The sequence below is a fragment of the Arthrobacter sp. YN genome (assembly GCF_002224285.1).
In the GTDB taxonomy this organism is placed as follows: Bacteria; Actinomycetota; Actinomycetes; order Actinomycetales; family Micrococcaceae; genus Arthrobacter.
Genome location: NZ_CP022436.1, coordinates 90,478 through 115,293, shown reverse-complemented (window position 1 = coordinate 115,293; position 24,816 = coordinate 90,478). Strand labels below are relative to the sequence as shown.

Here is a 24,816-nt window from a genome sequence, read left to right as displayed (position 1 = left end):
GAGATGACCATGACGCAGGACACCAGCGGCCCCCGGCCGGTACCCACCCTTGAAATGGTGGCTGCCTTGGCCGGGGTGTCGCGGGCCACCGTGTCCCGCGTGGTCAACGACAGCCCCAGTGTGGACCCGGAAATGGCGCAGTCCGTGCGGAAAGCCATCCTCGCACTCGACTACACGCCCAACCGTGCTGCCCGTTCCTTGGCCAAACGGAGGGCAAATGCGGTCACGCTGATCGTTCCGGAGTCGACATCCAAGGTCTTCGCAGATCCGTTCTTCGCCTCGGTGGTGCAGGGCATCGCGCTGTATCTCACCGATACCGAGTACACGCTGAATATGGTGATCTCCTCGGAGTCCAAGCCGGAGAAAACCCGCAGCTTCCTGCTCGGCGGCAACGTTGACGGAGTTTTGGTGGTCTCGCACCACAGTGGCGACAACTCCTGGACGCACCTTTCGGGATCACTTCCCATGGTGTTCGCCGGACGCCCCTTGGTTGGTGGCAAGGAGAGCTACTACGTGGATGTGGCCAATGAGCAGGCGGCCTACGAGGTCACCAGGTTGTTGACCCAGAGCGGCCGAAGGAACGTTGCAACCATTGCCGGTCCGCAAGATATGCCCCCGGGCCTGGATCGCCTGGCGGGGTGGAGAACCGCCGTGCGGGAGGCAGGTCTTGGCGACGGCTTGATGGAGGAAGGTGACTTCACCTTGGCCTCCGGCGCCAAAGCAATGCACCGTTTGCTGGACCGAGGTGTTCCGGTTGACGCCGTTTTTGCAGCGAATGACCAGATGGCCGCCGGCGCCTACACCGCCATTCAAGGGCGGGGTTTGCGCATTCCGGAGGACATCGCCGTCGTGGGTTTTGATGACGATTCCTTCGCTACCTCCGTCACTCCCGCCCTCACTACCGTGCATCACCCTATTGTTGAACTCGGCAAGAAAATGGCCGAGACCCTGGTTCACCTGATCGAGGGCAAGCCGGCGGAACGCGTCAACAGGATGCCAACGTCGATCGTGATCCGCGATTCCGTCTAGCTTTTTCCCATGCCTTGAAAGGCTCGTCCATGCTTCCTGCTCCCGTCAGCACCGTCACGCCTTCCGTCGCGACAGGCCGTCCCATCCGCTGGGGAGTTGTGGCCACGGGCTCCATTGCCTTGCGCGTGGTGCAAGACCTCGCGCTCTTGGAGGACGCCGTCCTCCAAGCTGTCAGTTCGCGCTCGGAGGCGTCGGCCCGCAGCTTTGCCGGGAAGTTTGGCTTTGCTGCGTCGTATTCGGATGTTGGAGCGACGCCGGGCTATGAGCGGCTGCTGGCCGATCCCGCCGTCGACGTCGTCTACATCGCCACGCCTCATGCGCAGCATCATGCTGTCGCGCTGGCCGCGCTGACGGCGGGGAAGCATGTCCTGTGCGAAAAGCCCATCGCCATGAACGCCGTACAGGCACGGGAGTTGGCTGAACTGGCCCGGGATAAGGGGCTTTTCCTGATGGAAGCCGTGTGGACCCGGTTCCTGCCCAGCTTCTGCCGCGCTGTCGAGATTTTGCGGTCGGGGGAGATCGGGGAGCCACGCTGGCTCCAGGCTGACCTCGGTTTCGTGCCCGCTTATGACCCCTCAGCTCGCATCTGGGACCCGGCCGCTGGCGGTGGGGCATTGCTGGACCTCGCCGTGTATCCGCTCACATGGGCAGATGGAGTTTTCGGCAAGCCAGGCAGCATGCTTGCCAGTGGGGTCCTGACTCCCGAGGGCGTGGACCTGCAGAATTCCCTGGCCCTGAGCTACCCAAGCGGGGCGTATGCCCAGCTCATCACCTCAATCGGCGCGGAGTGCCCCAGCGTAGTGACGGTGGGAGGTTCCGAGGGTTGGCTGCGTTCCTCTGCTCCCCTGTTCAACCCGGCCGAACTCACTCTTCAGTCACGCAGCGGCACGCCGCGGACGGAGAAATTCGAGGTCCTCGGACACGGATTCAGTTACGAGCTGCGTGAGGTGACGCGTTGCCTGCAATCCGGGCTGACCGAGAGCCCGTTCATGACTCCAGCGGAGTCGGTTGGGTCGATGGAACTGCTGGATGAGGCCCGCCGGCAGATGGGTTTGCGGTATGCGAGCGATCATCAGACTCCCACCGCAGCAGGTCCCCCGGCTGGCACTCCAGCACCTCACACAGCGCTTCGAGCGTAGTAAACCGCACGGCTTTGGCACGACCGTTCTTGAGTACGGCCAAGTTCGCCGGGGTGATGCCCACCTTCTCGGCGAGCACCCCAACGGGCATTTTGCGCTTGGCCAGCATGACGTCGATGTCCACGATGATCGGCATCAAATCACCTCGTCGAGCTCGGCGCGCAGCCCGGCCGCCTCAACGTCCCGGGCAACGGCCTGCGCAAGGAGGGTCCGCAGCACCAGCACCAACAGCGCCACTCCCCGATCATCAACGCTGCGCCACAGATCAGCATGACGACTCCCGGTGCGATATCGCCGGGCGCCAGGATCACTGCGATCCCAAACATCAGCAGCGCGGCAGCCGAAACAGCGCCGAAGATAACGTCCACAAACCTGAATGCTCCATGCGAAAAGACCGTCCCCCGCCGCATCATGGTCAGCAGCCGCCACACACAGACCGCAACTACCTGGACACACAGAATTCCCAGGACCACGATGACCAGCAACGCAATCCGCGGCCCATCAGGCGAACCCGCCTCCACGAGGTCGTTGGAAAGCAGGGGCACCATCCGTACCTGCACGAACAGCGAACCCGCCAATACCATCGCGATCACTATGCGCAGGGCGAGGATCGTCAGCTTTCCCATGGACACTCCTTTATCGAACAACAACCTGATTCTATCGATATTCGATACTTAGGCAAGTAGCGGATGTGACAGCCAAATTAGTCAGCTTGCTTAGTAAAGGGGCATTCCCTAGGCTTGAGCAGGTCAGACAAACAACTCTCACAGCGGCGGCCCACGCTCAAAAGCACCCCGCCGCGCACCGAGGAGGAACAATGTCAGAACACAACATCGCAGGCAAGAGGGTCGCATTCCTGTTGACAGACGGCGTGGAGCAGGTGGAACTCACCAGCCCATGGCAGGCGGTCAAGGATGCCGGCGGCGAGCCCACCCTCGTGGCTCCCTCCAAGGGAAAGCTCCAGGGTTTTAACGGCGTGGAGAAGGGTGACACCTTCGACGTCGACCTCGCAGTCGCCGACGCGGATGCCTCCGAATTTGACGCACTGGTTCTCCCGGGCGGCGTCGTCAACGCCGATCATCTCCGCGTCGACAAAGATGCGCAGAACTTCACGCGCGCTTTCTTTGAGCAACACAAGCCGGTGGCCTCGATCTGCCACGGACCGTGGATTCTCATCGACGCCGGCGTGATCAAGGGCCGCAACGTCACCTCGTATCACACGCTCCAGACGGATTTGAAGAATGCGGGCGCCAACTGGACCGACGAGGAAGTGGTGTGCGACCAAGGCCTGGTCACCAGCCGCACCCCGGACGACCTCCCCGCCTTCAACGCAAAGGTGGTCGAGGAGATCTCCGAGGGCCAGCACGCTGGCCAGACCGCTTAGCGGTCACCGACCCGCATACGGCAAGTGCCGCCGTCGTACTTTCACAAGAAGTACGACGGCGGCACTTGGCGTTTCGCCGCCACTGCCAAGTTACCGCTGATCTGCGGATTGCCGGCTGGCTGCGATATTGGCATTCATGGCGCTTCGGGTGGCCGCATCTTCGGTCCGGATCGCAGATGTTGCGTGCCCCATGCCATTGATAATGCCGTTGATCCGGGCAACGCGCGCTGCACGCCGCTGCTCCTGCAGCTGCGAATCTGCGTAACTCTCCGTTCGCTGGCGGTGGAGCTCATTCTCGTAAAGGCCAATCGCCTCAGTAATGCTGTTTGCCCTAAAGTTAGCCACCGCGAAGATACAGAACGACAGAGCATCCTCGTAGAGGTACTCCACTGGGAAGTGACCCACAACATTCTGCCTCAGAGCTTGGCGCACCTCCGCGAAGCCCCGGTTGATGGGTACGAGCTCAGGCGCAATCCGTACTGTGATCTCGTTCTGCATTCTCGCGTTTGTTGCCCCTCGGACCTCGTTGATAGTGCGAACCCGGCTGTTGAGCACAAAGAGAATGATGCCAGCGCCGATCAGCGCTACGGGCAACGGCAGCAGGAACAGGCCCGCGCCCGGTATCCCTTCTGAAAACAAACCGCCATCCCGGTCCCTTGCACCCATCGCCGGAAGAATGATCGTGGTGAACACCACCAAGATCACAAAGGCGGAGAACATCAAAGTCAGGATAAGAGTCCATAGAAAGTACATCCCAGCGCCCCAGGTCTTCAGGTAGCGCTGGTACTGATTGTCGTAGCGGGACTTGAGAGACGCTTCCTGGCGATAGAGATCATCAACCCGGCGGATCAGGCCAAGCACGTACTCCAACCAGTTCTGAAGCCGGGCTCGTTCGTTCATGTTGGTCATCTCATACGTCTCTCGGTACCGCCCGGGATAATCACTTTGGCCTGTTAGGTAAAAGTGATTATCCCGGTCAGGACCAGAGGCCTAGGCGAGCCGGCCTGAGCGTCCCACTTCCTTGGAACCGGGACACACTGCTGGGACCAACCCTGAAGGTGCCTCCATTCACGGGGTTATCGGAGCTCGCGGTGCCGCGGTTGACTTCACGGCCCAAACGCTCCCCCCACGGCCTGGGCTGGGCCGGCTTAGTGTCTGGCCGTGTCGTTTACTAGGCCCCGATGGCGGTGATGGCGTAGTGGGCGATGCAGAGGAGGTCCTCTTTGCTTGCGCCGTCTCGGGCCTGCTGGCTCATACCTTGTAGCGTCGCTCCGACGAAGGCTGCCATTGCATGGGTGTCGGTGGATTTAGAGATCCGGCCTGCTTCGCGGTCCCGGATCAGTGCTTCTGCCATGGCCAGGATGTTGTCGTTGCGCATTTTGGACAGCCGTTCTGCGACGTGGCGGTTCGCGGAGGTGACCGCGACGGCAGAGCTGATCACCAGACAGCCTCCCGGGAACGTTGTTGACGGGTAGTGGTCGGCGGCTTCTATCAGCAGCCGACGCATGAGTTTCAGTCCGGATTCTTCTTCTGTGAAGGCGACGGACATGAAGCTTCCGTGGGTTGCGTTGTAGTGGTCCACAACGGAGAAGAAGAGGTCCTCCTTGGAGCCGAAGGCCTTATACAGGCTGGGCGGATTGATACCCATGGCTTTTGTGAGCTCCGCCAAGGAGGTGCCCTCGTATCCGCTGTCCCAGAAGACCAAAGTGGCTGCTTCCAGGGCGTCGTCGATATTGAATTTCCGGCCTTGGCCTACTTTTCCTGACATCGTCGTCCTCTCGTCATTCCTCTCAAGAAGAGCCCCCAGCAGCCGGCATCTATTCCGGCTGCCTCCACGAGAGTGGTTTTTCATGCTGTGGTCAGCGCCACATTTAAGTTTCGACATCTTTCTTGTAGTGATCGCTAAACGTATGTAATTATCTCATTCGTGAGCGAAACACACAAAGACCACATCGCCGTTGTGACTGGAGCCAGCCGAGGGATCGGTGCGGCAATCTCCTCCTGCCTTGCCACCGCAGGCTTGACTGTTGCTGTCCACTACGGACACGACGGGAAGGCGGCTGCGGAAGTGGCGGCCTCCATCGAAGCTGCGGGAGGAAAGGCTTTCCCTTTCCAGGCAGACCTTGGAGCCGATACCGCAGCACAGGATTTTTGGGCCGCCTACGACAAAGCCGCTGCCGAAGCCGGAGTCTTGAACCAGCCAATTCACGTCCTCGTGAACAATGCCGGGGTCACCCTGCGCGGGGCCATTGAAGACTTCAGCCGGGAAGATTTCCTAACCCAGCAGGCCATCAACGTCAACGCACCCTACTTCATCGCCAAGGAAGGGCTGACCCGAATCGCTAACGGGGGCCGCATCATCAACATCTCCTCCGGCGTCACCCGCATAGCGTTCCCGGAAATCATCGGCTACGCCCTCACCAAGGGCGCGATTGAGGCCTTTACCCTGACTCTCGCCAAACACCTTGGGCCCAGGGAAATCACCGTAAACTCGGTCGCCCCAGGCGTCGTGGACACCGACATCAACGCCGGCTGGCTCCGCGGAAACGAAGAAGCCCAAGCCGGGGTAGCTGCCAGCAGCGCCCTGGGTCGCGTTGGCCAGCCCGACGATATCGCAAGCATCGTAGGTTTCCTTGCCTCCGACGAAGCGCGCTGGATCACCGGGCAGAAGATCGACGCCACCGGCGGCACCAACCTCTAACCCACCGCACTATCCGGACGTTTACCGCGTCCGGATCCAACAGTCAGCTGATCACCCTGCACCCCATGGCGCCTCCTGCCGTCAGCGAAGCGTCCTGGAGTTCTTCTAAGAAGCAGGCGAACTCCGCCAAAGAAATCCAACGCCGCAGCACGATGACGGGGTCGATGGCTTCTTGAGAGTTTGCAAAATATGTAGACCAGTCTATTATTTTCTTCATGGCCTTAAAAGGAAACCTGACAAAAGCACGGCTCGCAGAGTCCATGCTCCAGCTCATTCAGACCAGCGGTTACAGCGGCACGGGGCTGAATGCTGTGATCGAACACGCCGCAGCACCCAAGGGGTCGATCTACTTCCACTTCCCCGACGGGAAGGAAGGCCTGGGCATCGCGGCGGTCGAACTCGCCGCTAAGCAGTTCGAAACGCTCATTGCAGAGGCCGCAACTTCCGCGGGCAGCGCGGCTGAGGCTGCCCGGGCCGCGATTGAGGCCCTGGCCACCATCGTTAGCGAGAGCAACTTCCGGCTGGGTTGCCCGGTCTCCGTCGTCACTCTGGAGATGGGCGCGGAGAGCGAGCGGCTGAGAAAGGCGTGTGCCGCTGCCTTCGAGGCGTGGATCGCCCCGACGTCCGCGCTCCTCGAGGCCAGCGGCATTGAGGCCAAGGAAGCCCGGTCCCTGGCAACCGTTGTTGTATCGACGATTGAGGGGACGGTGATCGTCTCTCGCGCCATGCAGAGCACCCAACCCCTGCTATCGGCCGCTGACGTCGTGGCGGAGCTCATCAACCAGCGCTGCAAGACCGCTGGCGGGACGCGATGACGCCGCACGAAGACTCCCGTCATGCCCTTGTCTTCGGGGCTTCAGGAATGGTCGGCCGACACCTCATTCTGTCCCTTGCCAAAGCTGGCGCGAACGTCACAGCGGCAGTTCGGACCGCCGAGTCGGGAGCGAGTGTCGAGCGATGGGCCAGGGAGCATGGACTAAAACGGAGCATCAGAACGACCATCGTCGACTTCGATGCACCCGAGATCATCGTGGGCGGGCCCTCGGCATTCCCGTCCATCACCGAGATCCACAACTGCGCCGGGTCCTACCGATTCGGAATGACCGCCCAAGAGGCACGCAGCGCGAATGTCGGCATCGTCGAGAAGCTGATCGACTTCGCCGAGGACCTCCCAAACCTGCAGCGGGTCGTCCATGTGTCGGGCTACCGCGTCGGCGGACAGGACCCCAAAACCGTTCCATGGTCAGAGGACCACCGCGCCGCGGTCTACAAGGAACTTGGCGCCTACGAAGCCTCGAAGGTGGAATCCGACGCCATCTTCCAGGCCCGGGCCTTGAAGCGAGGAGTCCCCTGGACCATCGTCAATCCCTCCAGCCTGATCGGCGACAGCGCGACCGGGGAGTCCGACCAACTCATCGGGCTGGCCACCACCATCGAGCAGATGTGGAACGGCACCGTAGCCGCACTGCCCGGAAACGGCTCGACGTTCCTCCCGGTCGTCACGGTCGACTATCTGGCAGCCTTCATGACGGCAGCAGCGGTCGATCCCGCTGCTGCCGGCAAGGCGTATTGGATTCTCGACGACGCCACCCCGCCGCTGGCAGACCTCCTCACCCATGTCGGCCGGCACCTCGGCGTCAACGTCCCACGGCTAAGGATGCCGATCGGGATCATCAAGAGGCTCCCGCAGCGGATCACCAAAGCGGATCCCGAGACGCTCACCTTCATGTCCGCCGACCGCTATCCGACAGAGTCCGCCGTCGAGTTCGCCCACAAACACGGGATTCAGATGCCGGATGTTCTGGTGTCGGTGGAGCGGTGGGCCGACCATCTGGCCGCACATCGGTTTGGCGCAGACATGGCTGACGGTCGTCGATTCGTCCACATCGGCGGTCTGCGCACATTCGAACTCGGCGTACCCGGATCCAGCCAAGTTGTCCTTCCCGGTTTGCCGGTCAACGCAGACACGTGGGCCGACGTGGCGTCGGGCATCGGCGCGCGAGTCGTCGACCTGCCCGGACTCGGCCTCAGCAGTGGAACAGGCGTTCAGGACTGGGAACAGTGGCTGCCATCTCTACTGGACGGCGAACCCGTTGACCTCATCGGCCACTCCATCGGTGCGGCTGCGGCAGTAATGGCGGCTGACCAGCTCCCGGCACAGGTCAAGTCCCTCACGCTGATCGCACCGTTCTTCCTCCAAGCCCCGATGGGTATTTCGGCCAAACTGCCGCCGCTGGCATCCACCTACTTGCGACACATTGACGCCGCACGGCTGTCACGCCAGCTGACCGGATCAGAAGCCAGCGCCGCTGCTCTCACGTCCAGCCTCAGTGACCTCAAGCGAAGCAGCGCCAAGAGGGTGGCCAAGCATCTCGCCCTTGCGGGCTCCAAGCAATGGCGTGCTGAACTGCGGGAAGCGCTGGGGCGTTTCAGCGGCCCGGTCCGCATCATCGTGGGAAGCGAGGACCCCATCACCCCAGAAGCGGTTGAGCAGCTCGAGTCACTTCCAAATGTTGAGCTGATCACGGTGACGGGCGCCGGGCACCATCCTCAACTGACTCATGGCGATTCTCTGGTGACTCTGATCAACGGAATGTCCCGTGTGGACACGGCTCCCGAGGTTTCAACCGCTGACAGGCATACGGGTGCCCTATGAGATCCACAGGGGCGTGAATCTGGAGGTAGCCAGAGGTCCAAACTGGCTACATATTTCAGAGCCAGTTTGGGGGAGGCTGGTGTGATGTTGGTACGCAGAATCACTCAATTACTCGCAGGCCTGTCGCTCTTCGGCTTTTCCATCGCCGTCCTCATCAAAGCTGGACTTGGAATCTCCCCTTGGGATATCTTTCATCAAGGTCTGGGCCGGCTGACGGGAATCAGCACCGGAATGGTCATCATCGCGGTCAGCTTTCTCGTGCTCCTCCTATGGATCCCCCTGAGGATGCGCCCGGGTTGGGGCACTCTGGCGAACGCCGTGTTGATCGGCGCCTTCGTCGACTTGTCGATACCTTTGATTCCTCAAGCCAACGGACTACTCTGGCAAGTCGTCTATCTTGCCGGGGGCTGGTGCTCCTGGCCGTCGGCAGCGCCTCCTACCTTGGGGCCTCCTTCGGCCCAGGTGCACGGGACGGGCTGATGACCGGCCTGGCGCAGCGGACCGGCTGGTCAATCCGCACTTGCCGCACATTGATCGAGGTAACAGTTGCCGCAGCCGGCTGGTTGCTGGGCGGGACCCTGGGGATCGGTACTGTGGCCGAAGCGTTTCTGATCGGACCGTTGATTCAGTGGCTCATGCCCTTGTTCAGTGTTCCTTCAGGCCCTCGAGAACCCTCGCCGGACAACCCACTGAGCAAGTCGACCGCCTCATGAGCAGCAGCGTCCGGGCGCAGCCTGCGGCGGAACCAACAATCCTGAAGCCTCCATGGCGGGACACCATCTCGCTGCGGGGCGGTCGCTTTGGGCGGCGACGACTGGTTGACCGTCAAACGACAGGACGCGCCAGGGCTCCCGTAGTTGCAGGGAACCCTGAAGCGTCGCGTCGTTTACTCCGCGCCTAAGCGGCCGTGGCGACCCAGCCTGAGCAGCCGTAGACGCCGGTGCCGGCGCTTCGGTTGTTGAGGCACGCCCGGACGTAAACGGACCCTCGGAGTCCGCTGCTTTGAGCTTGGGCCTGCTCGCCGCTTCCCTGACTGTTGGTCAGCGTCGCAATGTAGGTAGTCCCGTTCGAAACGTACCTCAGCTGCGCCACGGATGAGACTCCATCCACGCGGGTGTCCCGGCTCGTTAGGACGTTGGTGGACGAGTTGTAGTAGGCGTAGGACCCGGTCACCGAAGCCGCTGCACTGGCGGAGGCCATCGGGGCCGCGGCCAGCCCTGAGATTGCAATTGCACCCGCGGCCGCAGCGCCGGAAAGAGCCAATCGTGATTTACGCATGTCGTAATTCCTTCCCCAGAATTTTTAGTGAATTACTGGCATCACACCCGCCCCAAGAATGTGTTGGCGATCACACCGCGAAGCCGCTTTGAGTCTCAAGCGGCTGAATTCTTTTGTCAAGTCAAGCGTCCGCCCAACTTTTGTGCACCAGACGCACTGAATAATTTGTCTGGCAAGCAGAGAATGTTCCACTCCCTTGGAAGAGGTACAGCCGAGGAACCTATTTGGTGCGCTCCAAGAGCCGGTCGATGGACCTCTCCTGTCGCTCCGCGGAATAGCTTTGGGTGTCGAGCAATGACACTGCATTAAGTCCCTCACTCAACGCCGAAACGTCCACCGCAAAAGATGTGACATCGTCGTGAGTCCAGTCCGGTCGTGCCGCCTCGGCCAGCCTTTCAATGCGGCGCAGCAGCATTCGATTACCTAGACGGTGATGTTCCGCGATGTCTTCATCGGCAACGGCTGCAGCGAGGAAACTGACCCAGACCCGCGCTTCGTCGGTTGCCCCGCGACGATATGCGGGCAGCGCACGAACGACATCCTGGAGTGCGCTGAGCGGGTCCGATGCTTTGGCCTCCACCTCATCGAGCCGGGCGACAGCGCGTTCAGTCAACGTCCTGCGCGCGTGCACTAGAAGGTCACGCTTCGTGGGGAATGTGTGGAACACAAGTCCGGTGGTGCATCCGGCTTCCTTCGCCACGGCGCTGGCTGTCAGCCCCGTCAGTCCGGCGCGAGTGAGCACAGCCCATGTGGCCTCTGTCAGGGCCCGTTTTTGTTTCTCGACGTCACGTGTTCTCGGCATGCCACTTCCCCTTCAATAAGCAATAAGATATCGTAGCGCACAATACGGTATTAATGACTACGGAATAAACGTGAAGTGGAGAGTTGTGAGCATGACTGATCGTGAGGCGGCAGCGGATGTGCTGCGCGCTTGGGCGTTGGATGAAAACCTCAAAGAAAAGGTGATGTCCTCCCCCTCGTTGGCACCCGTGGCAACGAGGATCGCCCGGCAGTATTCGGCAGGTGACACGGTTGATGATGCTTTGATGGCAGCTCAGCGCACCATGGCACGCGGGCACCTGGTCAGTATTGAATACGCAGGAGAAAGCGTCCGCGATGCTGAGCTGGCGCGTAAGGAAGCGAATGTCTTTTTGGAGCTGATCACCGCACTCCGGGCGGCAAGGATTGTCAGCACCGTTTCCTTCGACCTCTCTCACGTGGGACTCCTCGTGGACCCCGGACTTGCAGCAGAGAACGTCCGCGCGATGGCCAAAGCCGTAGCGCCGTTGGGTACTTCGCTCATGATCTCCGCGGAAGGTTCAAACCGCACGGATCTGGTCCTGGACACCTACGACAAGCTGAGCGCTGAGGGGCTACCTGTGGGGATCACCGTCCAGGCACGCCTACACCGGAGTGCAGCCGACCTGGAACGGGTGCTGGAACGACCGGGCGTCATCCGTTTGGTCAAGGGAGCATTCCTTGAACCGGCCGACAGGGCCTACCCTCGCGGCAGCGGCGAACTTCGGGAGGCATACCTCCGTTTAGCGGGACGCATCCTGGATGCCGGACACCCGCTGTCCATCGCCACCCATGACGCAACACTGATCGAAGACCTCATCTCAGAACACCCGGATCTGATCCGCCGACCTGAAGTGGAATTCGAAATGCTACTCGGGCTGGGCACCGCCACCTTAGACCGATTGCGCAAGGACGGCTACGCCACCCGCGAATACTCGATCTTTGGCAACCAATGGTGGTTATACGTCTTGAACCGCATCGCAGAAGAACCCGAACGGGTCTTCACCGCACTCGTAGCCGCTGCCAATTAACTGGGCATCACCCTGGGTGGCCCACTCAAGCTCCACAGGGCAATAGTCCATCGACTATTGTTTCTGATTTAACGACTTGGCGCTGACGGCTGCATGCCGGTTTGTACCGTTTGACCGTTGCCGTCTTCGATGACGAATTCACCGACGATGTTCTTACCCTCGGAATCGTAGACCGGGATCGCAAACCGCTTCCCAGGCAGCTCTGGCCTTCATCGAAAGACAGCACCAACGCTTAGTTGATGGCACCGGGTACTCCTTCGCTATTGCTGATTCCTCCTCTGATCAGGCGGTTGGCCAAATCGGGCTGTGGCTGAAGAACCTCAGCCAATGCCGGGCGAGCATTGGCTATTGGGTGGCGCCAAGTCATCGGGGGAATCCGCTCCGTGTCGCCTCGAATCACTCACCCAGGGCTAGTGCGGGGCCAGCCTCCATCCTCCTCCGGCGCCCCGCTCGAACTCGTTCGAAACCCCAGCTTTTCGAGACACTGAGGCTATGAGACACCCTGGTGGGTTCAGAGAAGGAGTCGGAGCCCGCGAGCGGAATCGGCCATCGGATCAGCTGGTCACTTGAAGGACCTGAACACGATCGAGTCGAAAACGGCGCGCGCCTCTCTTATCAGCTCCGGATTGATCGATTCGTCGATATAGCCCACCGCGACGACAGCCCGCCGGCCCTCCAAGTCGACCACCCGGTAGGTCTCGTGTTCATTCTGAGTCGAGTACCAGTGTGTGCAGTGGTACATCATTTCTGAGTGGATGCAGAACTTGCCGCTGTCGCAGGCCGGGATGTCCACGTCGCCCTCGACGGAGTGGTCGAACTCGAAGCCGGGGTAATCGCCCACCATGACCTTGACAGGAGGAGTGCTTGCCGTTGACGATTGCGCCGCCATAGCCCTAGTGAAGGCCCAGTCCGCCGGACCGACATCGGCAAGGGCCCCCCTCCAGTTGCATGCGTCCATCGACACATAGAACGCGGACCCAAGGGTCAGGTGGACGGCCCATTCAGCCGGGTGATCCGGGTCATCCTTGCCCAGGCTGTTGCCGTCGAGAGCAGACCAGCCGCCTGGAACGGTGATCTCGAAAGGCTCCTTGTAGCCGTCGACGGGGACTAGATATGTGCCGGCGTCGATATCGCCACTCTTCGGCAGCGGCGGGACCGTGCGAGGGTCGCGACTCTCAGGCAGCGGTGGGACCGTGCGAGCCTCCGTCATCGGAGAACTGGCAGACGGCAGGGATGCGTCGTCGGACTCATACTCGCACCCGCCGAGACATCCAATCAGTGCGATAGTCAGCAAGGGCAAGAGATGGCGTGACCGCTGAGCGGCCTTTTCGATGGGTGTCATAGAACTCATTGATCCACCAGGCCACTACAAGCTACTGTGAGGCCCCGCAGCCGGGTGGCCTCGCAGGCGGTCCGAGATGGGATGCCGTCGCCTCAGTCTCCTCCGGTAGAGAACCCGTGACAATGAGAGTTGGCAGTAGCTTGCGTCTCGTAACCCTTGGGATAAGAGACGTTTCACTGATGTAGCTCTGCTCCCCTGCGCAGCTTGCCATTCTGAACCCCGGCGGGTCTTGCAACTATGCCTCGCAACTAGGTGTTTCGAGATCGGTGATCATCGTTAGTTACAAGACAGGCACGTCACCCGATATTGGCGGTGCAGTCGGATGTGCCATTTCCTTAGTTCTGTGGGGGTCCGATTGCCTGTAGTGGACTGTGGCAAAGGGTTGATTCCCTGCTTGGTGGACAGCAGGTTCTCTCCGTGTGTCGGTCAAGTGTTCGGCGGGGCCCTTCGGCGATGTCGACCGTCTGCATCGCCGCATCACCGAACCCCCGAGAGGCTCTTGGAAAGGAACGCCATTGATGGGACACAAGCCGCGCGTTAGGGCAGATGTCCCCATGGCGCGTGATAGGGAGGTGTCGGAGAATCATGGAGGCGCCTCCGGTGGGCACCCGGATGATGAGTCCGCGAACAAAAATGACTGGGGAACTTCATGAAACTCGCGATGCGTAAGATGGCTACCGCAGGCGCTGTGCTGGCTTTGGGTGCTGGTGCATTTCTGGCGAGCGCGCCCGCTGCCAATGCTTCAGGCTCAGGGACAGCGTGTCCGTCAGGACGGGCGTGTTTCTACTTCAATTCCGATTTCCAAGGTGCTCGGGCCGACTACGCCAACAGCGACGCCGGCATGGGGAACGAGCTGTTCACCGACGGCCCGGCTGGACGGAACGGATGGGGCGTCCAAGTCAACAACAACTCAGCGTCCCTAATCAACAACACGCACGCGTACATCACCATCTACGACAGCCCTGACTGCGTCGGCTACGCCTGGTACATCCAACCGGGGGACCGTCTCAACCTGGGCGAGATGAAAAACAGGGTCAGCTCAATCTACGTAGCCTACAACGGCGGGGCCTGCATCTCTCGGGACCAGTCCTGGGCTTAGCCCTGCAGTAAGCGGGTGGTGGCCCTGCCTCGCTCTTGGGGCAAGGCCACCACCGTTGATCCACCCAGCAGGGGGAATTCGCTTGGATGCAAGATTCGCCCTGAAGAAACGCAACCCAGCTTCTAGCCAAAGGCACCCGCGTCATCGTGAGGTGCGATGGAAAGGAAGCCGGAGCACACACGAGGCCTACATTTGTGGGCCACGTGAGAGCGGCGTTCGACGGCGCCTGACATGAGCAAACGACGTCGTTCCGCGCGGAGTCTCGGCGGACCCCCATAGAACCTTGGAAGTGGGACGGTGGCAGTTTCGGTGTCTCCAGTCACTGCCGCTGGGGCTCAGCGTAGAGTCTGAGAATGAATCCCTTGGAGCAGCCTGTACTCGTTGCGTCCCCTTACAGGCTCCGCCCGTTTACGGCAGCCGATGTTCCCGTAGTCCAGGAAGCCTCGAGCGATCCACTGATTCCTGCCATCACGACGGTTCCCGCCAGCGGTTCACGACAGGCAGCTCTGACCTTCATCGAAAGACAGCACCAACGCTTAATTGATGGCACCGGGTACTCGTTCGCTATTGCGGATTCCTCCTCTGATCAGGCAGTTGGGCAAATCGGACTGTGGCTGAAGAACTTGAGCCAAGGCCGGGCGAGCGTTGGCTACTGGGTGGCGCCAAGTCATCGGGGAAAGGGAGCCGCCTCCTCTGCTTTAGGTGCCCTCGCCACCTGGGGTCTTGCACAACCCGGGATTCATCGACTAGAACTCTACGTCGAACCTTGGAACGAAGGCTCCTGGCGAACAGCCGAGCGCAGCGGGTTCTCTCGCGAAGGGACGATGAGGAGCTGGCTAGAGATTGGCGGCCAGCGCAAGGACATGTATATGTATTCGCGCCTTCCTGCGCGCTGGGAACCAGCTACGCGAACCTCGCTGCTCTGCAGCGATTTCAGTGTTCCACTTCCTTAGAAGTGGGACACTCCCCCATCGCTCAGGAAATATGATGACTCAGATGCAAACAAACATGCGAATACTCAACCCGTCGCGGAAGAAGAACAGGCCGGGCAGCGTGTTCGCATTGCAGATGCCCGATGGGCTGTTCTCTTTTGGACGCCTCGTGAACACGGATGCGAACGCAGGGTTTGGGCCAGGTGCCCAGCTGATCTACTTGTTCAAAGATCGCTCCGAGTCCAAGAACGTCCCTCCTAGGTCCCAACTACGGTACGAGAGGCTATTGCTTCCTCCTTTGATGACCAACCGACTGCCGTGGTCCCGCGGATACTTCGAGACCATCGCGGAGATGCCGTTTGAGGACGGAGAAATCCTGAAACAGCACTGCTTCTACAGCCGGACATTCAACAAGTACTTCGACGAGCATGCCGACGAATTACCTCAGCCGTCAGAACCAGTCGGGATGTACGGCCTAGGAAGCTACAGGACCATCGACGATGCAGTGAGTAAGGCCTTGGGTATACCCTTGGTCCCCGAGAACACTTAATGCCACGACCGGTCCTCTGAACTGCGCCCGTAAGCCGATCCCTACCCGGGCACTTGTCACGAGATCGTTGGCAACCGTCCCGTAGTAGGTTCCTTCACCGATCGCAGTCGGCTTCTACATGGCAGACCGACGCGAGGACGTCCAGTGCGGACTCCCCTGAGTTTGAGTGTGCTGATCCCGAGGATGGGTGGATGGGTGGATGGGTGGCGAAGCGGGCAGTGGCGCCGGGCACCCACGGGGCGAACGGTAGAACTCGCCGTAATAGGTCCCGGGCCGGTCTCGATAGGCGGGATCGTCAGGCGGTGGCATCAGCGAGCTCTGGCGAATCCTTGATCTGGGCCTTCGTGAGATCGACGTAGACCTTCTCGTCCGCGTCGTCGACACGCTGAACCGTGCCCGCCGGAAGAATTACCTTCCGGCCGAAGATCCACGGGCCGGTGTCGACCACGATGCTGCTTTCATCGAACGCGTTGCTGGCCTCGTCGACCTTGCCGATGTCGCCATCAGAGGCGTGAACGCGATAGCCCACGATGGTGCCGGACTCAGCTGCGCGAGCCGACGAATCACGGTAATTCCAGGCGTCCCACCGATCGAAGTCATCGGAGACATCCTGTTGCGATGACCGCCAGAATCCACCGATCCCTCAGCGGGCGAATTTCGGTCGTCGTGACCTAATGTGCCCTTTGACCGGACGATCAATGGAGATTCGCCGCGCCCGTGCTTTCGACAGAGTTTTCCAGCGGGATCAGCGGATCGGACCACTAGACAGGCTTGTCGAATACGCCCTGGATGAACACCGTGCGCCCGGCGTCGGTGTTGCGCCCGGAGTTACTCGTCTTGACGGCTGCCTGTTCTCCCAGCACGAGATGCATTCCAAGCGGAGGAGGGGCGCTGGAGCCGCTCGCACCCGACGCTTGCGCCTTCGCCTGCTGTGCCTTGCGCGCCGCCACGATGTCGGCGGTAATGTCGCGCCAGGTGCGTTCCAGGAGACCTGCACCTCGGATCAACCCGCGGAGGGATTCCGCATCGGTCAGATGGCTCTGGTTGGGGCGGCTCGCCCATGGGACCGGAAGCTCGATCGGCTCGCCGTTCCCCGCGCAGATTTCCTGGCAGACGAACAGCCCGCCCGGCCTGAGTACCCGGGCGATTCCGGAATACAGGCGGCGCTTGTCCCGGATGTTCATCTGCATTTGTATCGTCCACACCACGTCGAAGCTGGACGCGGCGAACGGAAGCTCCAGGGCATCACCCGCCTGAAAGCGGGTGCGATCGGACAACCGCGTCATCCGAGAAAGGGCGTTGGCCACCCCGCAGAATTCAGGCGAGAGATCGATGCCTGTCACGTCGCAACCCAAAGTTGCGGCGAGGTAACGCGCCGGGCCGCCCAACCCGCTGCCCACGTCGAGCACTCGCGATCCTGGCGGAATCTTTTCAAGCTCCACCAATGCGCGCGTAGCCGAACGTCCCGCGGAGTGAAACTCGTCGGCCGGCGCGAGATCTTCGTGCGTGACCGAGTCCAGGTCCTTGCCGAGAGCTTGCAACCCCGCCACGATTCGCGGCAGAAGTCCGCCCGGCTCGTAGTGACGAAGCATTTCCTCGTGCGAGTCGCCCATGGACGCAAATTCTGCGCGGATCTCGGGGAGCCGTCAAGTATGCGCTTCCTCCCACCACCCCGTCACCTGCCCTCCTCCGGAAGGAGGGAGGGTCTGGCCTGTGCCCCCACGAGGTCTCCACTCGACGCAGAAAGGCATCGCAGACCCCTGACCAGCAAACGATCTCTGCCCTCCTAAACGACATCGGAAGGGTCGCGGTCGTGCAATTCTCCCTTCGTCCCAAGGGTCCGTGGGTGGCTGACAACCTGGATCAGCGGATAGCTCGCCTCCCCGCAATCGCTTACGGCTTCGTCGTCCGCTGGACCGTTCCCGAGATGCGATCCATGGCGCAATTCCTACTGGTGCTGTCAGGCGTCTTGCTCGGCACCGCAGCAACGCTTCTTATCGAATTTCTCCTGCCCCGCCGTGCGGCAGAGAAGGCAGAGGCGGCGACGGATGCGTCGCGAGAAATTCAAGAGACGTCGCTAGAACTTCTTCGCGAGACTCAACTCCAGCTCGCCCGCGCGCAGGCCGAGTTGCGTCAGGCTCCGAACGGCGACGGTTACTTCACTCTTGCACCCAACAAGCGACCGAAAATAGGCAGGGATAAGAAGCAGACCGAAGCCATGGAAGCGATTCTTCGGCAATACGGCGACGATCTTGTTAACGTCAAAATCAACCAGAAGCAGGTCAACCACGGAAATTCGCAGGTCTTGGGCAACAACCGACCCGACCTGCAGTTCGACCTCAAGAGCGTTCCCGATAAGCACTTTGTCTTTGAGTTTGACCGTCCCCTGACAAGCAAGCCAGAACATGCAGACGTCAGTATCAGGGGCGTCCCACACTTCCTTAGGATCTTGGCCAATGACCCTTCCTTGACCAAGGATCAACTCAAAATTTTGACAAAGGGCACACCGATGAATCAACGGGTGCAACGATAGAGGCTAACTCACAGGAGCGAGGACTCGATTCATGCAGAAGCATTTGATGCAGGCGGATCAGCTTGCCTCCCAGTTGTTGCTTGGCAGCAAGTGGGCGCCGGTGACGAACAGGCTGTCGTTTATTAACGCTCCGTTGGAGGAATCGGCCCGTGTCTGGCATGAACTGAATGAAGCGGAGGTTGAGAACAAGAATGATGCCCTGTATACCGAGGCTACAGGCACTCTGGAGGAGCAATTCTCCAGGTTGCTGCCGCTGGGCGGAGGGGGAAACACCTGTTCCTGGAGACCAAGAGTCCGGACTGGACAGCAGCTGTGAGCGATTCTGCGTCCGGTTCGGACCTCAGCTCGCTGCTCTACTTCGAGTACGCGAAAAATCGGGGCATCCGATCCGTGATCGTCGTGGAAATCCCCCACTCTTTGGATCGGAAAAGCTATCCGCAGCATCGCGGAAGGTACGGAGCTCGTAAGTTCAGGGTGACGGGGGCCGGGGACTTCGGCTCCTATGTCGAGTTGGTCAACGATGGCAAGTGGATGTTCGATAAGGGCGGTCACATCTTCGACTTCGAGGACACCACGGCTTATGAAGCGAAACGGACCACCGACCGTTTCACTCACGACATGCTCGTCAGCTATTGTCGCCACTTGGGCCTTGATCCCTTCAACGAAGACTTCTACGTCCCCAACGGGCGCGGGATACTTCTGGACTTCCGGCATCACCACCCCGACAACAAAACCTTCACCCTGGCCGAAGCCCGCGCCAGCAATGAAGACAGGGATGTTCCTCCTGTCGGACGCTAAACGACGGAGTCCTCGAGCCACGGAAATGACAGGAAGAGACGTGACAACGGTGGACGAGATTCAAAAAATTCTCACCGGACAAGGGTTTCCCTCTCCAGTCCAGGCAGTGACCCCGGCCGGTGTGACCGCCCTTCCGTTCCGCGGCCCCCAAACCACCAGCCGCGCCGCCTAACACCAACACTCCAAACACCCGCCGCCCAACAGGAGATCCACATGCGCAAAGTCACCGCCGGCCTGTTCCACTCCGTTGATGGCGTGGTTCAGGACCCATTCAAGTTCCAGTTCGACAGCTTCGACGACGAACTCGGCAGAGGACTGACCAAGATGATCACCACGGTGGACACCGTGGTCCTGGGGCGGGTCAGCTACCAGGAGTGGGCCGGATATTGGCCCACCGCACCTCGGGATGAGGACTTTGCTGCCTTCATCAATCCCGTGGAAAAGTTCGTCGCATCGCGCACCCTCACAGAGCCTCTTGAGTGGGAGAACTCGCACCTGATCGAGGGCGCGGTGGAGAAGTTCGTCACCGACCTCAAGTCGCGGGACGGCGGCGAGATTGCTGTCTGCGGCAGCATCTCCCTGGTCCGCCAGCTGTTTTTCGCGGGCATCCTGGACGAACTGACCCTCATGACGCATCCCGTGGTGGCCGGCAGCGGGCGGCGGCTCTTTGAGGACGGCGACCCGTTGCACCGGCTCGTGTTGGAGGACCAGTACGCCACCAGCAAGGGCAACGTGATCAGCACCTACAGCCTCCGCAAAGACTAAAACGTACGACGACGACACTCGCCTGCCGCCGTCGTCCCGCCTGTGAAGTCACCCCAGCAGCAACGCTGCGCCCAGTTCACTCCTGAAGTAGAGCACGCTGCGGCCGTAGCGGGTTGACGTCACGAGTCCTGCGTCCCGGAGCGCTCTGAGGTGCTGGTTCACGGCCGACGTTGTGACGCCAAAGCGCAGGCCCAACTCCGTGGACGAGGCCGGGGCTGCCAAGGCGGTGAGCAGGCTGGTCCGGACTCCACCCAGCACGGCCACAATCGCGGCCGGGTTCGTGACCCGCCCCGTTTCCCACATGGCGCCCTGGCCCCGCGCCGGATACATCAGCATCGGCGGATCGCCGTGATTTACGGGAGCAGAGGCCCGGCGCGTGAACATGGTGGGAACAAGCGTCAGCCCCAAGCCGTCTGTCGTCTCTGTCCGCGACGCCGGGTTCTTCAGTCGCACGGAAATGACACGGCCATCGAATTCCACAGCACCGGACAAATCGTTCAGCATCGTGAACAGGCCGCCCTGCGCAATCTGCCGGCCTCGGTAGACAATGTCCGCTTCCAGGATGGTGCGCATGCGCAGCCAGTGCGGCTCGAAACAAGTTTCCCAGAAGTCCCGGAGGATACGGACCATGTGCCGGATCGCCGGCCCAACAGGCCCGGAAAAGACTGCCGGGACAGCGCCGTGCACCCTGACCAGGTCTCCGTGAAACCGCTCGGCCGAAAGCTGCTCCAATGCTGCGAACTCGTCATCGATCCTGGTGAGTGGCGACTGGGGCCGGGGGTTCAGGAAGTCCGGTGTCCACAGCCGGTCATCCACCAAGGACAGCAATCCATCGAGGTCCAAGCGTGAGCGGGCTTCTTCTGTCCGACGCAACCAAGGCAGCTGGAGTGGATACTGGCTGGGATCGCGGACAGCCCTGAGGGAGAGTCCCAGTTCGCAGAGGGGCGAGATGCCAAAGCGCACGCCGCCCAGATCTGCCTCTGACAACTCGTACTTCAACATGAAGCACTACGCTACATCAATACCGCCCGCCGTCAGTGGGTGACAGAACTAGGGGTGTGACTAAATCCCCGGCCAACACCGCCCCCGCTCCGCAGCACAACCTCCGCGTCGCGCTCTCTGATCCCGCCCTCAAGATCCTCGCCTCCTCCATCCTGGTATCCACAGTGGGCCGCGGAATCTTCCTCACCCTGACGGTCCTGTACTTCAGCCGCTTCGTCGGGCTGAGTGCCCTCGAAATCGCTGTGATCCTCTCGGCTTCGAGCGGGGTCGGCGTCGCCACGTCCTATATCGGCGGTCGACTCGCCGACCGCTTTTCCGCACGTCGACTCCTTGTGGGCATGGTCGCCGTCCAGGGTCTCGCGATCGCAAGCTATACGTTCGCCGGGAACTTCAGCACCGCCGTCGTGATCGCTTGTATAGCAGTAGGCGTGGATCGGGGCGCGAATGCCACGCGATCCGCCATCATTGCCCGGGCTTTCGATGGCCCGAACCGCGTGAATGCGCGCGCAGTCCTCCGCACCATCACCAACCTGGGCATCGCCGTGGGAGGCATGATCGCGGGTCTCGCGTTGTTGGCCGGGACCGCGGGCGCGTTCCGGGGAATGATGATCGGCGCCGGAGTGGCCTACATCCTGAGCGCGATGGCCCTCCGCCGCCTCCCCGCCAGGGTGGACGCACCCCGCCACGATCCCGCCAAACCTGCCCCAACGCGGGGCATCTCCCCCTTCAAGGACCGCCGCTACGTACTGCTGACCGTGCTGTCCGGTATCTTCGGCATGCAGTTTGGGCTCGCCGAGATGGGCGTACCGCTGTGGATTTCGCAGGACACCAGTGCCCCGGACGTCCTGATATCGGCAATCCTTGTCATCAACACCCTGTGTGTCGTTCTGCTGCAAGTGCCGCTCTCCCGCGGCACTGAAAACCCCCGGCGCGCAGGAAAAATCGTGCTGATTGGCGGCGTGCTCATGGCTATGGCTTGCGCGCTCTATGCTGCGGCGGGCGGGGTGCCGGTCATCGCCGCAATCACGCTCCTCTGCGGCGCAGCACTTCTTCACTCGTTCGCGGAAATCCTCTCGCAAGCGGGAGCCTGGGGACTCAGCTTCGAACTCGCCAACCCCGTCCAAGCAGGTGCTTATCAAGGGATGTTCGGTATGGGATCTGCCCTGGGGGCCATGCTCGCACCGCTGGTGGTGACCGCCACCGTCGTCGAACATGGCACGCTGGGTTGGGCCATCCTGGGTGCCGTCTTCCTTGCATCGGCGGCGGGAATCGCGCTGATAGCGCGGAAGGCGTCGACGACGGCGGCGCTCACCTGAGGGGGCAGCCACCTGACTGCACCCCGGACGACTCCTGGGTGGTGTCCTCGAATCGAGCTACTGACGGCTACCCAGCTCCAGCAGATTCACGTCCACGTTTCCCGTGCCAGGCTCGGGGGATCCCCGTTTCTTGCGTAATTGTGTTGCCCGATACTCGTCCTTGGACAAGCTGAACCCGTACCAAGCCAGGAAGCCCGCAATGCCCATGGGCCACAGGGCACCCCATGAGGGCCCACCTCCTTGGAACGCAGGCATGAGGAACAGCGCCACCGTGGCAACGAATCCCACCGCCCCAAAAGCAGCCAATATTGCCATGCCCCACCACGAACTGACCTGCGCCTGCCCCCGCCCCGGCGTAAACCCGATCTCCTCTTTGGGATAGCTGTGCAACTCACCGGTGCTGGTCCGTCGAAGGACACGCTTCTCGTCCCGTGCGATAGCTTCCTTATGTTCCGCATATGCAGCGTCGTCGCGCCGCTCACGTTCGCGGTCGTAGACCACGGGCAGTCCCCCTCCAGGGTCGAAAAAACCAGCCTACGGTCAACCGACCTACTTCTTCCCCGCCTTCAAATCCGCGACCACTTTCGCGATCCGCCGCGCACGGGTTTCCTCGGTCTTGGCATCACTGATCGGCTCAACATATCTCCGCTGGCTGCTGTAATTCAGGGTCCCGTAGAACGCTTTGGCCTCCGGTTCGGCGTCCAGCGCGGCGGCCAAGTCCTCGGGCACCTCGACCACGCGTGGCTGGGTGTCCACTTCCAGGCCAACCTCAACAGTGTCGCCCGCAGCGGCACCCGTGAGCTCACGGTTCGCCGAGCTGACCCCCACCATGTACTTCCCGCCCATCACCGCGATGCTGCTGCGGTAGCTCTGCCCGTTGATGGTCACCACCACCGGGGGTCGTTTGCCGGCTCCAAGCCCGTCAACGATCTCGTCGGGAACTTCGATGCCGGCCTTGTTGCCATCGCCAACGATGGTGGTTGTGAATTTCATGTCCCAAGTATGCCGTTGGCCATTGGTAGACGCACTGCACCAACAGGACTACTTTCGAGATAACCGCGCAACCCACATCGAGGAGTCTTAGAAATGGACAACCAGGACCTGCTGGAACGCATCCAGTCGCTGGTCGAAGAGGAGCACCGCTTGCGTGACTCCGAAGGGTCGGTAAACGACACCGCCCGCCTGGCCCAACTGGAGGCCCAACTGGACCAATGCTGGGACTTGCTGCGCCAACGCCGCGCCAAGAAGGACGCAGGCGCGAACCCCGACGACGCCGAGCCGCGGCCCGTCAGCGAAGTCGAGGGCTACCGGCAGTAATCAGGCTCCCTCAAGCACTTGGCTGGTAGCCCACGCAAGGTATTTGGCTGCATTGGCCACGGCGTCGGCGACGTCGGGAACGCCATCTTTGCGCTGCGCTACGTCCAGCAACTGGGCCGCGGCCACAATGCCGTGCTTCGCCAGGTCTTCGGGCGTGACCGTAATGCGTCCCGCGACTGCGATGACAGGAATTCCGTGCACGCTTGCGGCGTCGGCAAGTGCGATCGGCGCCTTGCCTGTGAGCGACTGCTCGTCCATGGAACCTTCGCCGGTGATGACCAGATCCGCCTCGCCCAAATGCTGCGCGAGGCCAGTGAGTCCGGCGACCAGCGCGAAGCCGCCTTCCAGCTCCGCATCAGTGAAAGCCAGGAACGACGCCGGGAACCCACCCGCCGCTCCAGCTCCCGGAACGTTCACGTCGCGGCCAGTAGCTTCCCGAAGGAGCGACGCCCAGTTGCGGAGACCGGCGTCGAGCCTTTCAACGGCGTCCTCATCGGCACCCTTTTGCGGACCGAAAACATGAGCGGCACCTTCCGGCCCGTACAGCGGGTTTTGGACGTCGACGGCGATGCGGAACTTCACGGTGGACAGCCGCGGATCCAGCTCGGAGACATCTATGGCGACGACGTCCGCCAAGGAACCTCCGCCGAGCGGCACTACGTTCCCGGCCGCATCAAGGGGCTTGAGCCCCAAAGCACGCAAGGCGCCGCTACCGGCGTCGGACATTGCCGAACCACCCAGGCCGAGCACGATCTCGGTGGCGCCGGCGTCGAGGGCAGCGGCGATCAACTGGCCGCAGCCGTAGCTGTGGGCGCGCAGCGAATTCTCCGGCGTCGGCTCCATGTGGGCCAGACCGGAAGCCATCGCGGTTTCGATGACAACACTGGCCCCGCCGAAAGCGTCTTTCCGGATCGCCCAGGAGGCTCCGACAGGCTTGAGGATCGGGCCGACTACGGCGTTGTTTCGCTCCTCGTAGCCGGCGGCGATCGCGGCATCCAGTGTGCCTTCGCCGCCATCGGCCACAGGGAACTGGGTGGTCACGGCATCCGGGTAAACACGGAGGGCGCCTTCGGCCATGGCTGACGCGGCTTCGGCGGCGGTCAGTGATCCCTTGAACTTGTCCGGGGCGATGAGGATACGCATGGG

At 61.5% G+C, this 24,816-nt stretch carries 28 protein-coding genes and 2 pseudogenes; 17 read left to right on the top strand and 13 right to left on the bottom strand.

Translation table 11 applies throughout. The features are described from left to right. Window positions 1-9 precede the first annotated feature (9 nt). Complete coding sequence (locus tag CGK93_RS00575) at window positions 10-1,029, top strand: LacI family DNA-binding transcriptional regulator (RefSeq protein WP_089593144.1); 1,020 nt, start codon at window positions 10-12, stop codon at window positions 1,027-1,029. Between the two features lie 29 nt (window positions 1,030-1,058). Next, window positions 1,059-1,802 (top strand): annotated as a pseudogene (locus CGK93_RS24520) (Gfo/Idh/MocA family protein); the annotation flags it as partial. A gap of 214 nt (window positions 1,803-2,016) precedes the next feature. Here CGK93_RS24520 and CGK93_RS00565 read toward each other — a convergent pair. Beyond that, window positions 2,017-2,304 carry a helix-turn-helix domain-containing protein gene (locus CGK93_RS00565; RefSeq protein WP_232481490.1) on the bottom strand — a complete coding sequence of 96 codons (288 nt, stop codon included), beginning with the start codon at window positions 2,302-2,304 and terminating at the stop codon, window positions 2,017-2,019. Then, window positions 2,304-2,794: pseudogene (locus CGK93_RS00560) on the bottom strand (DUF2975 domain-containing protein). The gene CGK93_RS00565 and the pseudogene CGK93_RS00560 overlap by 1 nt, the downstream one beginning before the upstream one ends. 191 nt (window positions 2,795-2,985) lie before the next feature. Between CGK93_RS00560 and CGK93_RS00555 the strand changes: the two are divergent. Further along, the gene (locus tag CGK93_RS00555; protein WP_089593142.1) at window positions 2,986-3,552 is read left to right on the top strand and encodes a type 1 glutamine amidotransferase domain-containing protein; all 567 of its coding nucleotides are present in this window, start codon (window positions 2,986-2,988) and stop codon (window positions 3,550-3,552) included. A 90-nt stretch (window positions 3,553-3,642) separates the two neighbouring features. Here the strand turns inward: CGK93_RS00555 and CGK93_RS00550 are convergent, their stop codons facing one another. Continuing rightward, complete coding sequence (locus CGK93_RS00550) at window positions 3,643-4,461, bottom strand: hypothetical protein (protein ID WP_089593141.1); 819 nt, start codon at window positions 4,459-4,461, stop codon at window positions 3,643-3,645. 262 nt (window positions 4,462-4,723) lie between these two features. Further along, a complete protein-coding gene (locus CGK93_RS00545; RefSeq protein ID WP_089593140.1) occupies window positions 4,724-5,320 on the bottom strand; it encodes a TetR/AcrR family transcriptional regulator in 597 nt (198 codons plus the stop codon). Window positions 5,321-5,479: 159 nt separating this feature from the next. Here CGK93_RS00545 and CGK93_RS00540 point away from each other — a divergent pair, with 159 nt between their 5' ends. The 4 genes from CGK93_RS00540 to CGK93_RS24470 all read left to right on the top strand — a co-directional run bounded on the left by CGK93_RS00540 (window position 5,480) and on the right by CGK93_RS24470 (window position 9,389). After that, window positions 5,480-6,253, top strand: a complete 774-nt coding sequence (locus tag CGK93_RS00540) for an SDR family oxidoreductase (RefSeq protein WP_089593139.1) — start codon at window positions 5,480-5,482, stop codon at window positions 6,251-6,253. A gap of 215 nt (window positions 6,254-6,468) precedes the next feature. Next, window positions 6,469-7,068 carry a TetR/AcrR family transcriptional regulator gene (locus CGK93_RS00535; RefSeq protein ID WP_089593138.1) on the top strand — a complete coding sequence of 200 codons (600 nt, stop codon included), beginning with the start codon at window positions 6,469-6,471 and terminating at the stop codon, window positions 7,066-7,068. Then, entirely contained in the window at window positions 7,065-8,909 is a 1,845-nt protein-coding gene (locus CGK93_RS00530; protein ID WP_089593137.1) for an alpha/beta fold hydrolase, read from the top strand. The genes CGK93_RS00535 and CGK93_RS00530 overlap by 4 nt, the downstream gene beginning before the upstream one ends. 84 nt (window positions 8,910-8,993) lie before the next feature. Beyond that, complete coding sequence (locus CGK93_RS24470; RefSeq protein ID WP_332460069.1) at window positions 8,994-9,389, top strand: YczE/YyaS/YitT family protein; 396 nt, start codon at window positions 8,994-8,996, stop codon at window positions 9,387-9,389. 417 nt (window positions 9,390-9,806) lie between these two features. On the opposite strand, the gene CGK93_RS00520 is transcribed toward CGK93_RS24470, so the two are convergent. Together CGK93_RS00520 and CGK93_RS00515 are read right to left on the bottom strand one after the other, a co-directional pair. Further along, window positions 9,807-10,187 (bottom strand): hypothetical protein, encoded by a 381-nt coding sequence (locus tag CGK93_RS00520; RefSeq protein ID WP_089593136.1) that lies wholly within the window; start codon window positions 10,185-10,187, stop codon window positions 9,807-9,809. Between the two features lie 220 nt (window positions 10,188-10,407). Beyond that, the gene (locus CGK93_RS00515; protein WP_089593135.1) at window positions 10,408-10,989 is read right to left on the bottom strand and encodes a TetR/AcrR family transcriptional regulator; all 582 of its coding nucleotides are present in this window, start codon (window positions 10,987-10,989) and stop codon (window positions 10,408-10,410) included. Between the two features lie 91 nt (window positions 10,990-11,080). On the opposite strand from CGK93_RS00515, the gene CGK93_RS00510 reads away from it, so the two are divergent. After that, window positions 11,081-12,016 carry a proline dehydrogenase family protein gene (locus CGK93_RS00510; protein WP_089593134.1) on the top strand — a complete coding sequence of 312 codons (936 nt, stop codon included), beginning with the start codon at window positions 11,081-11,083 and terminating at the stop codon, window positions 12,014-12,016. 136 nt (window positions 12,017-12,152) lie between these two features. Further along, entirely contained in the window at window positions 12,153-12,512 is a 360-nt protein-coding gene (locus CGK93_RS23915) for a GNAT family N-acetyltransferase (protein ID WP_332460095.1), read from the top strand. Window positions 12,513-12,578: 66 nt separating this feature from the next. On the opposite strand, the gene CGK93_RS00500 is transcribed toward CGK93_RS23915, so the two are convergent. Beyond that, window positions 12,579-13,367: a hypothetical protein gene (locus CGK93_RS00500; RefSeq protein WP_089593133.1), complete on the bottom strand. Its 789-nt coding sequence runs from the start codon at window positions 13,365-13,367 to the stop codon at window positions 12,579-12,581. Between the two features lie 640 nt (window positions 13,368-14,007). Here CGK93_RS00500 and CGK93_RS00495 point away from each other — a divergent pair. The 3 genes from CGK93_RS00495 to CGK93_RS00485 all read left to right on the top strand — a co-directional run bounded on the left by CGK93_RS00495 (window position 14,008) and on the right by CGK93_RS00485 (window position 15,939). Beyond that, the gene (locus CGK93_RS00495; RefSeq protein ID WP_089593132.1) at window positions 14,008-14,457 is read left to right on the top strand and encodes a peptidase inhibitor family I36 protein; all 450 of its coding nucleotides are present in this window, start codon (window positions 14,008-14,010) and stop codon (window positions 14,455-14,457) included. A 353-nt stretch (window positions 14,458-14,810) separates the two neighbouring features. Further along, complete coding sequence (locus tag CGK93_RS00490) at window positions 14,811-15,410, top strand: GNAT family N-acetyltransferase (protein WP_089593131.1); 600 nt, start codon at window positions 14,811-14,813, stop codon at window positions 15,408-15,410. Window positions 15,411-15,441: 31 nt separating this feature from the next. After that, window positions 15,442-15,939 carry an Imm26 family immunity protein gene (locus tag CGK93_RS00485; RefSeq protein ID WP_332460068.1) on the top strand — a complete coding sequence of 166 codons (498 nt, stop codon included), beginning with the start codon at window positions 15,442-15,444 and terminating at the stop codon, window positions 15,937-15,939. 295 nt (window positions 15,940-16,234) lie between these two features. Here CGK93_RS00485 and CGK93_RS23710 read toward each other — a convergent pair whose 3' ends face one another. Then, window positions 16,235-16,468 carry a hypothetical protein gene (locus CGK93_RS23710; protein WP_198318309.1) on the bottom strand — a complete coding sequence of 78 codons (234 nt, stop codon included), beginning with the start codon at window positions 16,466-16,468 and terminating at the stop codon, window positions 16,235-16,237. A 232-nt stretch (window positions 16,469-16,700) separates the two neighbouring features. Continuing rightward, window positions 16,701-17,552 carry an SAM-dependent methyltransferase gene (locus tag CGK93_RS00475; protein ID WP_089593130.1) on the bottom strand — a complete coding sequence of 284 codons (852 nt, stop codon included), beginning with the start codon at window positions 17,550-17,552 and terminating at the stop codon, window positions 16,701-16,703. Window positions 17,553-17,785: 233 nt separating this feature from the next. Here CGK93_RS00475 and CGK93_RS00470 point away from each other — a divergent pair, with 233 nt between their 5' ends. The 3 genes from CGK93_RS00470 to CGK93_RS00455 all read left to right on the top strand — a co-directional run bounded on the left by CGK93_RS00470 (window position 17,786) and on the right by CGK93_RS00455 (window position 20,035). Next, complete coding sequence (locus CGK93_RS00470; protein ID WP_089593129.1) at window positions 17,786-18,472, top strand: hypothetical protein; 687 nt, start codon at window positions 17,786-17,788, stop codon at window positions 18,470-18,472. Window positions 18,473-18,784: 312 nt separating this feature from the next. Next, window positions 18,785-19,270 carry a hypothetical protein gene (locus CGK93_RS00460; RefSeq protein ID WP_089593127.1) on the top strand — a complete coding sequence of 162 codons (486 nt, stop codon included), beginning with the start codon at window positions 18,785-18,787 and terminating at the stop codon, window positions 19,268-19,270. Window positions 19,271-19,483: 213 nt separating this feature from the next. After that, window positions 19,484-20,035, top strand: coding sequence for a dihydrofolate reductase family protein (locus CGK93_RS00455; RefSeq protein ID WP_089593126.1), 552 nt, complete (start codon window positions 19,484-19,486; stop codon window positions 20,033-20,035). A gap of 48 nt (window positions 20,036-20,083) precedes the next feature. Here CGK93_RS00455 and CGK93_RS00450 read toward each other — a convergent pair whose 3' ends face one another. After that, complete coding sequence (locus CGK93_RS00450; protein ID WP_089593125.1) at window positions 20,084-21,037, bottom strand: ArsR/SmtB family transcription factor; 954 nt, start codon at window positions 21,035-21,037, stop codon at window positions 20,084-20,086. Window positions 21,038-21,093: 56 nt separating this feature from the next. Between CGK93_RS00450 and CGK93_RS00445 the strand changes: the two genes are divergently transcribed. Beyond that, entirely contained in the window at window positions 21,094-22,353 is a 1,260-nt protein-coding gene (locus CGK93_RS00445; protein ID WP_089593124.1) for an MFS transporter, read from the top strand. A gap of 57 nt (window positions 22,354-22,410) precedes the next feature. On the opposite strand, the gene CGK93_RS00440 is transcribed toward CGK93_RS00445, so the two are convergent. Together CGK93_RS00440 and CGK93_RS00435 are read right to left on the bottom strand one after the other, a co-directional pair. Continuing rightward, complete coding sequence (locus CGK93_RS00440) at window positions 22,411-22,854, bottom strand: hypothetical protein (RefSeq protein ID WP_089593123.1); 444 nt, start codon at window positions 22,852-22,854, stop codon at window positions 22,411-22,413. A 48-nt stretch (window positions 22,855-22,902) separates the two neighbouring features. After that, window positions 22,903-23,346 (bottom strand): YdeI/OmpD-associated family protein, encoded by a 444-nt coding sequence (locus CGK93_RS00435; RefSeq protein WP_089593122.1) that lies wholly within the window; start codon window positions 23,344-23,346, stop codon window positions 22,903-22,905. A 93-nt stretch (window positions 23,347-23,439) separates the two neighbouring features. Between CGK93_RS00435 and CGK93_RS00430 the strand changes: the two genes are divergently transcribed. Beyond that, entirely contained in the window at window positions 23,440-23,670 is a 231-nt protein-coding gene (locus CGK93_RS00430) for a DUF2630 family protein (RefSeq protein WP_089593121.1), read from the top strand. Here CGK93_RS00430 and CGK93_RS00425 read toward each other — a convergent pair whose 3' ends face one another. Further along, window positions 23,671-24,813 carry a glycerate kinase gene (locus CGK93_RS00425; protein ID WP_089593120.1) on the bottom strand — a complete coding sequence of 381 codons (1,143 nt, stop codon included), beginning with the start codon at window positions 24,811-24,813 and terminating at the stop codon, window positions 23,671-23,673. Window positions 24,814-24,816 lie beyond the last annotated feature (3 nt).